Annotated in this window: 17 protein-coding genes and 1 tRNA gene; 15 read left to right on the top strand and 3 right to left on the bottom strand. The window is 36.5% G+C overall.

Annotated features, from left to right (window positions below; all coding sequences use genetic code 11):
- Positions 1-447, top strand: coding sequence for a hypothetical protein (locus F938_RS17940; RefSeq protein ID WP_005034045.1), 447 nt, complete (start codon positions 1-3; stop codon positions 445-447).
- Positions 448-459: 12 nt separating this feature from the next.
- On the opposite strand, the gene F938_RS17935 is transcribed toward F938_RS17940, so the two are convergent.
- Together F938_RS17935 and F938_RS17930 are read right to left on the bottom strand one after the other, a co-directional pair.
- Positions 460-1,515 carry an HNH endonuclease gene (locus F938_RS17935; protein WP_005034043.1) on the bottom strand — a complete coding sequence of 352 codons (1,056 nt, stop codon included), beginning with the start codon at positions 1,513-1,515 and terminating at the stop codon, positions 460-462.
- 34 nt (positions 1,516-1,549) lie between these two features.
- On the bottom strand, positions 1,550-2,290 hold the full coding sequence (locus F938_RS17930) for a hypothetical protein (RefSeq protein WP_005034041.1): 741 nt from the start codon (positions 2,288-2,290) through the stop codon (positions 1,550-1,552).
- 332 nt (positions 2,291-2,622) lie between these two features.
- Here F938_RS17930 and F938_RS17925 point away from each other — a divergent pair, with 332 nt between their 5' ends.
- Together F938_RS17925 and F938_RS17920 are read left to right on the top strand one after the other, a co-directional pair.
- Positions 2,623-2,820, top strand: coding sequence for a hypothetical protein (locus F938_RS17925; RefSeq protein ID WP_005034038.1), 198 nt, complete (start codon positions 2,623-2,625; stop codon positions 2,818-2,820).
- Positions 2,821-2,823: 3 nt separating this feature from the next.
- Positions 2,824-3,396 carry a hypothetical protein gene (locus F938_RS17920; protein WP_005034037.1) on the top strand — a complete coding sequence of 191 codons (573 nt, stop codon included), beginning with the start codon at positions 2,824-2,826 and terminating at the stop codon, positions 3,394-3,396.
- A gap of 49 nt (positions 3,397-3,445) precedes the next feature.
- Here the strand turns inward: F938_RS17920 and F938_RS17915 are convergent, their stop codons facing one another.
- Positions 3,446-3,793, bottom strand: coding sequence for a hypothetical protein (locus F938_RS17915; protein WP_005034035.1), 348 nt, complete (start codon positions 3,791-3,793; stop codon positions 3,446-3,448).
- Between the two features lie 83 nt (positions 3,794-3,876).
- Between F938_RS17915 and F938_RS17910 the strand changes: the two genes are divergently transcribed.
- The 12 genes from F938_RS17910 to F938_RS17855 all read left to right on the top strand — a co-directional run bounded on the left by F938_RS17910 (position 3,877) and on the right by F938_RS17855 (position 12,505).
- Positions 3,877-4,074 carry a hypothetical protein gene (locus tag F938_RS17910; protein WP_005034032.1) on the top strand — a complete coding sequence of 66 codons (198 nt, stop codon included), beginning with the start codon at positions 3,877-3,879 and terminating at the stop codon, positions 4,072-4,074.
- A 3-nt stretch (positions 4,075-4,077) separates the two neighbouring features.
- Complete coding sequence (locus F938_RS17905) at positions 4,078-4,305, top strand: hypothetical protein (RefSeq protein WP_005034030.1); 228 nt, start codon at positions 4,078-4,080, stop codon at positions 4,303-4,305.
- Between the two features lie 4 nt (positions 4,306-4,309).
- Complete coding sequence (locus F938_RS17900; protein WP_005034027.1) at positions 4,310-4,489, top strand: hypothetical protein; 180 nt, start codon at positions 4,310-4,312, stop codon at positions 4,487-4,489.
- 15 nt (positions 4,490-4,504) lie between these two features.
- The gene (locus F938_RS17895) at positions 4,505-7,264 is read left to right on the top strand and encodes a toprim domain-containing protein (RefSeq protein ID WP_005034025.1); all 2,760 of its coding nucleotides are present in this window, start codon (positions 4,505-4,507) and stop codon (positions 7,262-7,264) included.
- A 22-nt stretch (positions 7,265-7,286) separates the two neighbouring features.
- A complete protein-coding gene (locus F938_RS17890; protein ID WP_005034022.1) occupies positions 7,287-7,958 on the top strand; it encodes a hypothetical protein in 672 nt (223 codons plus the stop codon).
- Between the two features lie 67 nt (positions 7,959-8,025).
- A complete protein-coding gene (locus tag F938_RS17885) occupies positions 8,026-8,376 on the top strand; it encodes a hypothetical protein (RefSeq protein ID WP_005034019.1) in 351 nt (116 codons plus the stop codon).
- A 3-nt stretch (positions 8,377-8,379) separates the two neighbouring features.
- Complete coding sequence (locus tag F938_RS17880; protein ID WP_005034017.1) at positions 8,380-8,901, top strand: hypothetical protein; 522 nt, start codon at positions 8,380-8,382, stop codon at positions 8,899-8,901.
- Between the two features lie 85 nt (positions 8,902-8,986).
- Positions 8,987-9,679: a hypothetical protein gene (locus F938_RS17875; RefSeq protein ID WP_005034011.1), complete on the top strand. Its 693-nt coding sequence runs from the start codon at positions 8,987-8,989 to the stop codon at positions 9,677-9,679.
- Complete coding sequence (locus F938_RS17870) at positions 9,679-10,083, top strand: hypothetical protein (protein ID WP_005034009.1); 405 nt, start codon at positions 9,679-9,681, stop codon at positions 10,081-10,083. The genes F938_RS17875 and F938_RS17870 overlap by 1 nt, the downstream gene beginning before the upstream one ends.
- Positions 10,083-10,823: a 3'-5' exonuclease gene (locus F938_RS17865; protein ID WP_005034006.1), complete on the top strand. Its 741-nt coding sequence runs from the start codon at positions 10,083-10,085 to the stop codon at positions 10,821-10,823. The genes F938_RS17870 and F938_RS17865 overlap by 1 nt, the downstream gene beginning before the upstream one ends.
- 98 nt (positions 10,824-10,921) lie before the next feature.
- Positions 10,922-12,082, top strand: coding sequence for a tyrosine-type recombinase/integrase (locus tag F938_RS17860; protein WP_005034004.1), 1,161 nt, complete (start codon positions 10,922-10,924; stop codon positions 12,080-12,082).
- 346 nt (positions 12,083-12,428) lie between these two features.
- Positions 12,429-12,505: transfer RNA gene (locus tag F938_RS17855), tRNA-Arg, on the top strand.
- Positions 12,506-12,523 lie beyond the last annotated feature (18 nt).

Raw genomic sequence — 12,523 nt, 5'->3', positions numbered from 1 at the left:
ATGAAAGATATTAATTATCTAAATCCTATTTACCGACACTTTTCTAATAATAGCTTGATCATGGGCGGACGTTTTCACTTAAAAAAATATTGGATCATACGATTATTAGAGCAACAGATCCCTGAGTTGAAATTTAATATCGAACTCGATTTCCCATTCAATCCAAAGCACATACCAAAAGTAGCACAACGAAGAATTCGCAGAGTCTGCTACCAATCCTTTGCACTTTATAAAAAATCATTCAAGTCTAAACGCCTGCCAAGATTTAGATTTATAAAAGATGAATTACCATGGGAAAAATATGATGATCATATCGATGCTGTGTCCCATTTATTCTGCGATGAATATTTCTGTAAACAATATTTAGCTTCATGGGCTCAGGAACCTGAACAGCAGGTCTTTAAAGGCTTATATCCTAAACAACTGATTAATAGATTAGATATTTAGACCGAAAATTTCTTATTCTAATTTTTCAGAGATAACTCGATCATATTGGAAATACATAGGTTCAGATGTACTTTTTTTAATGGTATCTGAAAAATCAATAATTTCACGATTTGTTGGGTATCCTGGTTTAGGAATATTTGGTAAGTTAAATTCGAGTGGTAAATTTTTTTCCTTTAAAACACTTAACTTTTCAAAACAAAGATCTGTAAAAAGTGGAAACTCTAGAACGATAGACCCAAATCTAAAAAAAACCAAATATTCAAAATCTTCTTTTAAAGGAAGATTTTCATTAAATTCATCTAAATTTGATACTTTTTTATGAAGAATAATAAAATCCAAAACAGATGTACTAAAACCATCTAAGCGAGTTTTTACTACGTTCATAGGTGAAAATAACTTAAAGTTAACATCTGGATTAATAATCCATTGTCTAAGTTTTTCAAAATTATTTAAGTGTTCTCGCGGTAATAATCCATAACTGATCTTCATTAAAGACTTATATACAGTCATTGGCACATATTTATTTTGTTTTAATTTGAATGTGACAATATTAGAGTTCTCAGCAAAGGTGATTTCATCTTCATAAAAATCCCCTGTATAAGTCTCTTTAGATTGGTCGAATTTAAATTGTCGATTTTTACCAAGGTTGGTGCTAATCAAATTTCCAGATCTATTTTTTAATCTATTAAGGGTTCGATGCGGAGTAACATATTTATCAAGTTCACACTCAAGTGTATTACCAAAGTATTCATTACACTTATCACATTCTTCATAATGCAATAAATAATTATTTCCTAACAAATAAGGGATTACGTGTGGAATTTTTTCAAAACTGGTTTGGTTTGAATCTTTTAGACAAAATATACATTTTTTAAATTCATGATTATCAATTTCATATAAATATTTATTTTCTTGAATATTTCGATATTCAGAATAATTAAATAAAGGCTTATAAGTGCTAATCTTGATTAGCATTTGAATAATTGTTTCGATTCTTTCCTTATTCCAAATAAATAATTCTAAGCTGAAACTTCTAATTCTATATGTGGATTTATAAGCAAAATTCATTATTCAAACTACCTGTTAGCCATGTGTTATTTAACTATTGACAGAAACTTCCCGATTTTTCAGCATTATCATCTTTAGCACACCAACCTTCAAACATCTCATGTGCTACAGGACTACGCAGACCAAACATCGCAAAGTTTAAAAATAAACGATGGTCTACATAGTCCGCATCAATATTAATTTTCTTGATTTCAGCATAATCATAAGTTAACTGGAAGATTGGCTCATTTTTCTTATTATTATATTGGTCACGTAGGTCAGCAAATATCACAAATCGGATAGCCGAAAACTGTTGTGTTGGTGGGTTTTTTAAAATTTTGATCAATATATCACGGGTCGTTCTACTCGTATGATCTATATAATCCAAATCAGTAAAAGCAACCTCAGTAGCAGGCAAATCAATTTCTAAAACATTATTCCCATGATTACGAACAGCTAAAATGGCTTTGTTATATCCTTTAATTGTTTCAAGTTCTTTTTCTTGATTATTTTCTTTTGACTCAACCTTAACATCAGTTGCTTTTTCAGCCTTAGGCTCAACTACAGGCGTTTCTTTTTCCATGTTTTCCACAACAGCAGTTGTAGACGCAGGTGCCTTAGGCGCAAAAACACCAATCAATGCAAACAACACTAAGCAGGTGCCAAAACCATACAATGCGATTTTCTTACGTGTCAGCGCAGGTCTATTTTTAAACTGTGACAAACTTGGCTTTGCCATAAAAACGCAAGTAATAATTAAGCCAATAAAAAACAATATAGAAAATAATTCTGCCACAATAACCTCTTTATATTCATTGTTTTATAAAAAATAGTACCTCACTATATTGACATAACAGCACACTATAGAGCAACATGTATTTACTCAGCAAAATCTGAGTACAGGCGTGGAAACCTGTCCAATTACTCAAAGAGCATTAAACAACCGCTCTAAGCGGATTTTTTTTGCTTAAAAAAAGTCGTATCTGCTAGACTTGTCATGGTAGATCGGCAGGGCAGTCGTAAGGCTGGCCGTTTCTTTGAGTACGGTATTTCCACCCCTGTCGGTCTGCCACCATTCCGTGGAAAGAATGGGGGTAGGTTTCAAACTTACTCAAAGGAATTTTAGTCATGAAAAGACAAATTCAAGTCCGTAAAACTGCGCCAATCATCCAAGTTCAAGAACATACGCCTATATACGATCTCGAAGCGTATGAAAAACGCCTCAAACAACGTAAAATTCAACAATTCTTCAAAAGCCTACTTGCCAACAGCTTTATTCTCAGTACATTTGTGCTTACATTCTCATTATTATTTATTGGGGAATAAGCCATGCCAGAACAAATAAATGAATCCATTATCCCCTACGTCCCCATTGCAGATCGGGTCGAAGCATCTAACGACAAAAGCCAGTTACTGTGTCAGCAGTTTTTTAACATGATTGACCATTGTGTCCGTTCTCAAATCTTGTTTAACCATGACACGCAGCGCGGTTTTTTATCTATTTGTCCCGAACAAATCAATGATTTGATTCAGGAAATATCAAAAACTGATCATTTAGACAAACCTATAGATATAAATCTTTTAAAACAATCGCTTAATGATTTAGTTTATCCTAAATTCAATGGTGTATATAAGGTCACAAGCCCCATTTGGAATCAAACGGAAGTCACCGTTTGGCAATTTCAATTAAACCAAATTGCCAATGGGGTAGATATGCAACATATAGAGAATGATGCCGAATTAAATTTGGATATGGCTTTAAGTTCAATTCGTATCTGGAGAAATTCACTGGAAATAGGCAGTGAGAACAAGGATGTTATTTATAAACAAAATGACTTGGTTTACAAACTCATGGATTTAGAGGAAAGATTAAAGATCGTCCAGCATTCACTGGAAGAATAAAATGCAAAAGCCCACTGTAAAAAGTGGGCTTTTTTATGGCTGCATAACATTATTTTTCTAACTCTTTTGCCACGACTTTAGTAAAACCCAACAGCGCAGTTTGAGCTTCAGGACTAAGTTGTCTATAGGCTTTTAATAATAAACTTTCTTCACTGGTTAAACCTGCATAGTCGGGATCTATCCCAAGAATCACATAACGAATATCAATCCCTTTTTCATGCAATTTAGCCAAATAAACCCATTGGTCAGGTACTTTTCCACGAATGTAGTTGCCCAACGTATTTTCATGCGCGCCTATTTCTCTACTTGTTGTTTTCGCAGCAAATTTATTTTTTGACATTTCATTTTTAAAACGTTCTGCGATGACGGCTGACTGCTCGTCAAAATTATCGGACATAAATTTCACCTAAAAATATTGAACGGTTAAATATTTGTGCTATAGTGTGCCTTAGCATACCACTATAACCGCTAGGATAATGTATGAGCACAAATAATTCACCTGTTAATCCGACACGTTCTGAAAAGCTAGACGGTGGCAGAGTACGTTGTGTTGTTTATCTTTCCAAAGAAGAAGCTGCACAAATTGAAGCTGAAAGAAAGAAAACGGGTGTCAGTCAGTCAGGCATTATTGCCCGTTATTACGCATTGGGCAAAAACAACATACAACAAGAGGTCTAACCCATGGCTTTAAAACAAAAACGTGACAATCGTTTCAATGTCAATCTAACTGATGACGAATCACAATTATTCGTTGCCGTTTCAAAGCTGACTGGACTTCCACCAGGTGTGATTTTGCGTCAGCTAGTCATGAAACAAGCATTAGCAACACTCATTGCAGAAGACATAGACAATTTTAATCTAGATGAATACTTAACCAAAGGCGCACAAGGTCACCTTTCTCGGAGCTGAAAAAATGCCAAAACAGCAAATTGCATTAAGCGATAAAGAGAAAGAAATCGTACAGGAAGTTCAAACCGAACTCGGTTTTAAAAGTATCGAAGAAACCCTTGAGTATCTTGCCAAGCAACGGATACAGGAACTACTTGCAAAACTTGCAGGACAAGAAATTAAAAGCCACCGTCACAATTTTTAAGGCAGTTTATTGAAAATGATGTTCCCAGAAACACAAATCTTAATTGAAGAAAGATTATCAAGTGTCTATGGCTTTAAACGTAAGCCGAGTGCAAAGGGTTTTACTTTACGTGGCAGATGCCCAGACTGTGGTCATAAAGAAGCGTCAGCATGGGCACATGCTGAAGAACCGTGGGTCGTTTTCTGCCCACGTAAAAACGAATGTGGACATGAAAACCATGTTCGTGACTTATTCCCAGACCTATTTGAAAAATGGGAAAAACGCTTTGAACCTACCCCAGAAGATCCATTACGCACCGTCAATGCTTATTTACAAGAAAGTCGGGGATTTCCACTGGAAGCATTGAAGGGATTATATTCACAGGAAAACCGTGTCAAATATAATCCTAAAATGTCGACCATTACTTTACGCTTTCCCATTACAGATGAAGAAGGTAATGAAGGATGGTGGGAACGTGTATTAGACGAACAAGGCGTATTTCATAAAACATATTTTAAAGAAAAATGGTCATCAAGTGGTCATGCTTGGACGACACCAAACACGAACTATATCGATTCAAAAGAAATATTTATAACAGAAGGCATTTTTGACACCATCGCACTATGGTTATCAGATATCACTTCATTTTCACAACTTTCTGCTGGAAACTATCCATCTATATTTTTAAACCATATTGCTGAGAAGTGTGCAGAGCAGGAAAAACCTTTACCCAAACTGGTTTGGGCTTTAGATAACGATCCTGCAGGGCATGCAGGCATATTAAAAAACATCGAAAAAGCAACAGCAGATGGTTTTGAATGTACAGCTGCATTACCACCGTTTGGTCGCAAAAAGCAGGACTGGAACGATCTCTACAAACAAGATCGACTTAAATTTTCAGACATTGAAAACTATAAATATTATGGTGCACTGATCACAGCCGAAAAAGCTGTGGATAAAGGCATACTTATCTACAAGCACAAAGGAATGAAGTCTTTCCCATTCGACTTCAATAATCAAGTCTATTGGTTCAAGTTAGATATGGACAAATACGACGATTATATGAAAGGTTTAAATGGCACAGATGATAATGATGACTGGGCACAAGAAGAAAAAGATTTAGCAATCGCAGAACGTCGTGATTCAGCATTAGAACATGCATCATCAGTCGAAATCATGATGGAGTGTCGTCCACATGGTTTGTATTACCAGTACCAAAAAGAAATTGATGAAGCTGAATATTATTTCAAAGTTGATTTCCCTCGAGGCGGTCAAAGCATCAAAAACACTTTCACTTCGTCACAAATCACATCTGCAGGACCTTTTGGCGATCGCTTAACTCATATTGCACCCGGTGTATTTTATGAGGGTAACAGTAAACAACTCATTGCATTTCTAAAAAGAGAATTACGTGATATTCGTCGTGTCGAACTGATTAATTATGTGGGCTATCACAAAGAACACAAAACCTATGTTTTAGGTGATGTTGCAGTTCAAAACGGCAGACGGTTTGACATTAATAAAGAAGATTTTTTCGAACTGCCACGTAAAACCAATTTAAAAGCCCGTGCCCCATTTCAACTAGATATCAATTCAAATTTAGGCGATTACACTCATTCTTGGGTCACAGATCTACTCGATTCATACGACGTTCGTGGCATGGTGGCTCTGACTGCATTTTTCGGTAGTTTATTTGCACAGCAGATCCGAAGCATGGACAAATCATTTCCATTTGTAGAATTGGTCGGAGAACCAGGAACAGGGAAGTCCACACTCTTAGTTTTCCTTTGGAAGCTTTTGGGGCGTTCAGGCTATGAAGGAACAGATCCAGTGAAGTCTTCAATGGCAGGCTTACTTCGTTCATTTCGCCAAGTATCAAACTTGCCAATGGTATTACTTGAGTCAGATCGTGAAGGTGATAAAGGTGTAGTTAAACAGTTCGACTGGAATGCTCTTAAAACTTTGTATGACAACGGTTCATTGGGTGCAAAGGGTGTAAAAAATGGAGGCAATGAAACATATGAGCCACCATTTATGGGCACATTGGTTATCAGCCAAAACGCAGAAATTGTATCGACCGAAGCGGTCATGGGACGTATTGTTCAGTACAAATTCACCAAAGAACAAATGTCTAAAAAAGGTCTCTATGCCTCACGAAGATTAGAAAAATATGAACAGTCAGAAATAAGCCAATTTATTCTACTTTGTGTCGAAAAAGAACAAGCAATATTAGAAAGTTATCGTTTGGGAATGCAGAAATATGATGAATTTTTACATCATGAAAAATTCGGTATAAAAAGTTCCCGTGTTATTCATAACCACGCTCAGATCATGTCTTTGTTTGATGCGTTATGTATGCATGTCCTTATTGAAAAAGATTCTCAAGGCACAGTCAAAAGCCTGATTTCAATTGATATGCAAAAAAAGGTACATGGCGAATTATTAGAAATGGCGATGAACCGCGACAAGGTACTTAAGTCAGATCCAATCATTGTGCAAAACTTCTGGGCTACGGTCGAAGAAATGGAAGATGCAATTAAGCTTCCAGAACATAAAGAATCCAATGTCAATCATCACGCCAAATCACAGCAGTTTGTAGCGATTAATTTTGCTCAGCTTTATCAACTTGCAGCCAATTATCGTTATTCATTACCAGATCTTAACGAACTGCAACACGCACTTCGTCACAGTATTCATTATCGTTTTATCGAAGCCAACAAAATGGTGGCAAGTAAAATCGATGGTAAATCAAAACGTTGTTGGGTCTTTGAAAAACCAACTTCACAACGGGATTAATCCCATTTTTAAGGAAAAAACCATGACTCAAGCCATGTATCAACTACATATTTCTACACCATCATGTATGAAAGCCACTTTGCCAGTATCTGATGAAGTTGCCAATTATTTAGCTACACGTTTGGTCAATCCCGATTCAATTGAACGTAAAGAGCTATTAAAACAAATTGGTTATCCAAAAGGTGTTGGTAGCCAAAATGGTTCATTTTTGGACAGTGTTTACAACTTTGCCAATGCAATTTTAGCTGAATCCAATTCACCAACATTTACAGTTCAAATCGAAGCAATCCCTGCACATCAGAAAGTTTTTTACTCAGCAGATGATCTGCCAATTGCCAATAAACCTTTGATTGTTGTGTTTAAAGATAAAGACATCATCAGTGCGGAATATTGCAATAAACACGATGCTTGGCATACCCAGCACGGAAATATCAATGTTCGCCAAATTCATCAGTGGGCGTATGTAGAGGATTTTTACAATCAGTTGAACCTTCCTGAATTTCCAGAACGTTCGAAACGTCCAGATCCATCGGAACTGATCAAAGGTTTAAAAGGATTATTAGAGGCATTATCCGATGCAGCGGTTGAGGTACATGTTCACAAAGTAAATTCAAAAGGCAACAGCTTGAAAGATATGTTTGAAGAAGTATTTGGTGAAAAATCAGATATTTTCAAATCAAATTCTAAACATTAATTGAAAGCGCACATACGAAAGCTGCCACTTCCGTATGTGCTACATCACCCAGTCGGAGGACTAAACAATGCAACATGATTCTAACGTACAAACTGCAGAAGCAGAAATTTCAAAATACCACTGTAAATGCGGTGGCTTAATTCTTCCAGACTTCGAGTCTTACAAAGTTGATGATGAAGTCAACTTTATGCAACAGCAAGTTAAGCAATTAGGTGGTGGATTAGTAAGTGTAAATCAAAAAGCTTACACAGGTATTATCACCAAAATAACAGGTGATGATATTCAGGTGAAATCAGGTAATAAGCTATATGACCTTTACCGCTTTGGAATTACGCCTATCGATGCACCAGGACCAATTGAATATTCACGAATTGGGAAATGCCGTTGTGAGTTAGATCAGCAACAGGTTGAGGGCTAAAAAATGACTGAACAACAGCACAAAAACTTTATTCTTCAGGAAAAAGAATTATTTAAAAAGTCATTCGTAAAAGGAACAATTTACGATTTATCTGAGCATCCTAGTTCAGAAACTCATCCTTATGACTTTGCAGATAAAAATACCAATGAACGTTGGTTGGGATGGTTGGATCATGCAACGGAGAACCTGAACTTAAAAAGTGACTGCATGATCGGACATACATGGTTTATGAAAGGCTCACCAGTATCAGCATTGATAAAACATGCGGAAGAAATTTATAAGGCTGAAGTGATCGCTCAAAATTCCAAAATTAAATTTGGCACAGATGACAATGAAGTTTGGTGGGCTCACGATGTTCCATACTTTGGTGAAGTTCAAATGAATTGGATTAAAGAAGATCAGGAATGGGACATTTATTTAGATGGTTGTTGGCAAGGCCCATTTAATTCCAAATCTGAATGTATTCAACATCTGGAAGAGTGCATTCAAGAAAAGCGAGAAGAAGACCAGGAACATACCGCATGAGCTTTAACTTCAAAAATGCAATGTTCATCAATGTTCTAGCATCGCTATTCATCACCACATTTGTTTATTTAGTTGGAGAAAATCAATGATTCATCAATTATACAATGCAAGAGAACTTGCAGGCTTAAATGGTTATCGTAATAAACCATCTAAAAATATACAAAAAATCTCAAACATCAAACGTTTAAAACAAAATGCAGCTGCTGTTGGTCCATACACACTCAGCATGGAATTTTGTGTAGATGAAGTGAACACGGTCATCGACAAATACCGTACAGAAACTGGATTGCAAGATGCAGAACAAACACCAGAGCATGTTGCTTACTCTGTTTATCACGGTGACCTCATCATTTGCCTGAAAAATATCCTCATCCCTTTGGATCAAGAATGGCATCTCGGTGTAGACAGCCATTACTACAACGCTGAAACGGACGATGTGATGACTGTACCGGTGCAATTTCAAATGCCGAAAATGTCATTTAATGAGTTCAAATTCGGCAGTACTCTCGCGGTCGATCGTGGACATGGATTAAAAACCCGTTGGAAAGGCATCAATGACGAACTGAATGCCATTTTATTGGCAGATGTTCCACTTGGTTATGATCGTGTCAGATCTGATGCCAAGTTGACATGCGTCACAGGCTTTACCAACTATGAATGTTTAAAAGAATTTAACTTTGTCAAAAAAGTCATTCGAAATAGCGGATTAGAGGGCATTAAAAAGGTCAATGATGCAATCAAATCTTTTAAAAGCCAAAACATAGAGCAGGTGGCGTGATGATCATTGAGGAAGTCAATCAAGAATTAAAGGCTGAAATTGAAGTATTTAAAGCTGAAGCAATGAAAACGCATATTGTTGCTTGCTGGGCAAACTCATATACAAATTCAGATCCATTTGCTTATGCAGTGAATAACGAAAATGAAATATTTTGGATGAAAACACAGGCGCATCAACTTTGGCAGTTTTGGCAATCTGCTAAAGCAAATGTAATACCAAAAGATTTTGTTTTGGTGAAAATTAAGGACATCCGTGAAGTTATTTCCAATGCTAGTGATGCTATGTGTGATGAAAAAACATCTACTGTGTACAACGAAACTGGCAAACCTTCAACTTGGTTTGATCATTACACTGCTGCTGAGAGTGCAATTTTAAATATTATTGATACACAGGAGCAAAGCTAATGACAGCCCTGATTTTCGACACTGAAACGCACAAATTACATGGCGATATTATCGAAGCAGCTGCGATGGAAGCATATTTTTGGGAGTTATCTGGCAGAAAGGAATTTTTACCGACCATGTTTGAGTACCAAAAACGCTTCAAACCCAGTGAACCTATCGGTTTAGGTGCAATGGCAGTCCACCATATTGTCGATGAAGATTTGATAAAATGCCCATCATTCACTAAGTTTCAAATGCCTAAAGATGATGTCAAATACTTGATTGGTCACAATATTGACTATGACATTGCAGCCATCAATCGTGCAGGGACAGAAACCAATGGCATCAAAGCAATTTGTACACTGGCAATGGCGCGTTATATGTGGCCAACATTGGAAGCGCATAATTTAACGGCTTTGGCTTATCACATTAGTTCCGATCGCAAAGCGACAAGACGTGGATTACGCAATTCACATTCAGCATTAACTGATTGTAAAACTACTTTCTCACTGGTAGCACGAATTATTCGTGAAAAGAACATTACCAGTTTAGAAGAGTTGTGGGAATTTTCAGAACAGGCAAGGTACCCAACCCACATATTCTATGGAAAATATAAAGGTTGGGCGATCAAGGACATGGATGATTATGACTTAGGTTGGTTACTGCAGAGAACAGATGAACCATATCTTCGAATTTCACTGCAAAATGAATTTGAAGGACGACATAATATAAGCGAAAACGAAGAGCTACCGTTTATATAATTCCACACCTTTTAATCACCTCAAAAGCACCTCCAATCGGAGGTGCAACCGCATAAAATATCCCCAATACTTTAAAATACTTAAATGTAGGTCTACTTATGTCTGCAGGACTTGAAATACGTGGTAAATCCATGCGAATTTGGATAAAAACCAAATCAACAGAAACACCCATCAAAGAAACCCTCGACTGGGCACATACCCCAGAAAATATCGAACGTGCAAAAAAACTAGCGGATCTCATTAAACTTGAGATCCAACTCGACCAATTCGACTTGGGCAAACACTTTCCAAACTCAAAACATATCAAGAAGAACCAAATCGCATATTATGCAAAATTATGGCAAACAATAGCGGTCAAGGAAGTTGCACCTATTACCTATGATAACTATCTCAGTAAAATTAATATACATGTCCTACCTCGATGGGGGAAAACTCACCCCAAAGATGTAGATACCGTTTCAGTAAAAAAATGGATTCACAAACTCAAAGAAACCCTAAATCCAAAAACGATCCGAGAAGTGGTCACACGCCTGGCCACTATCCATGCCATCTGGCGACATGAGCATCAGATTTCATATAACCCATTTGAATCTATCAATATTCAACAGCTTGATGGTCCTGAACCTGATCCATTTACAAAAACAGAAATAGCATTGATCTTAAATACTCCCACAGATCTAGATATCGAAAATTTACTTCCATGTATTATGTGGACAGGTCTCTCTATTTCAGAACAGCTTCCGATCGCATGGGAGGACATAGACCTAGATAAAGGTCTAATCTATATCAATCGCTCGTTTGTCAAAAATATTTACCGAGTCACCAAAAACCGTCGTAGAAAACGAGAATTGAAATTGCTGAAACCTGCAATAGATGCATTGCGTAAACAATATAAAATTACAGGTCACTACAGTCCCAAAATCATCAACGTATTGCAACGAGATAACCAAACTTATAAAAAAGAACAAGTCCGTTTCGTATGGATCAACCAGGAACAAAACACCCACTTCAAATACCACGAACTCTGCTATAGATGGAACAAACATCTACGCAAAACCAATGTCAGAAAAAGAGGAGTCAACCAAGGACGTCACACCTTTGCCAGTCAACTTTTATCAAGTGGCCAAGTTCCACCAGAATGGATTGCAGATCAGCTTGGGCATACAGATACATCCATGATTTACAAACACTATGGCAAACTCATTGCAGATGACATGCCCGACTACCTTACTAAAATTAATAACTACATTAACCAGTAATATTTATGACTTGAAAATTACCTAAAAATTACAACCCAATCAAAAAGTAAGTGCTTAATTTTATAAGCACTTTTTTTATTTATTACTCTATTACTCGGAACCAATCAAACAAACTGATTATTAAATTTTTTGTGTCAAAATGGTCAATTAAACAAAAAAGTATTGATAAATATAAAAATAACTTGACGAAATCAAAAAAATAATTTTATTGAGATACTCCCTATAAAATTCCCATATTCATGATTTTTATATAAAAAATATCAATAAATAATTGGTTTATATGTAGAAAATAAAATCAAAATTAAGGGTTCGAATCCCTCTCTCACCGCCAACGATTACTTATGACGCGCTCATAGCTCAGCTGGATAGAGCACTTGGCTACGAACTAAGGGGTCGGGAGTTCGAATCTCTCTGAGCGCACCAATAAGTTAATCAACATGT

Origin of the sequence: Acinetobacter bereziniae LMG 1003 = CIP 70.12 (assembly GCF_000368925.1) — a bacterium.
GTDB classification, from domain to species: Bacteria; Pseudomonadota; Gammaproteobacteria; order Pseudomonadales; family Moraxellaceae; genus Acinetobacter; species Acinetobacter bereziniae.
Note: the sequence above shows the minus strand (reverse complement) of the source record. Positions and strands in the feature narration are given on the sequence as shown.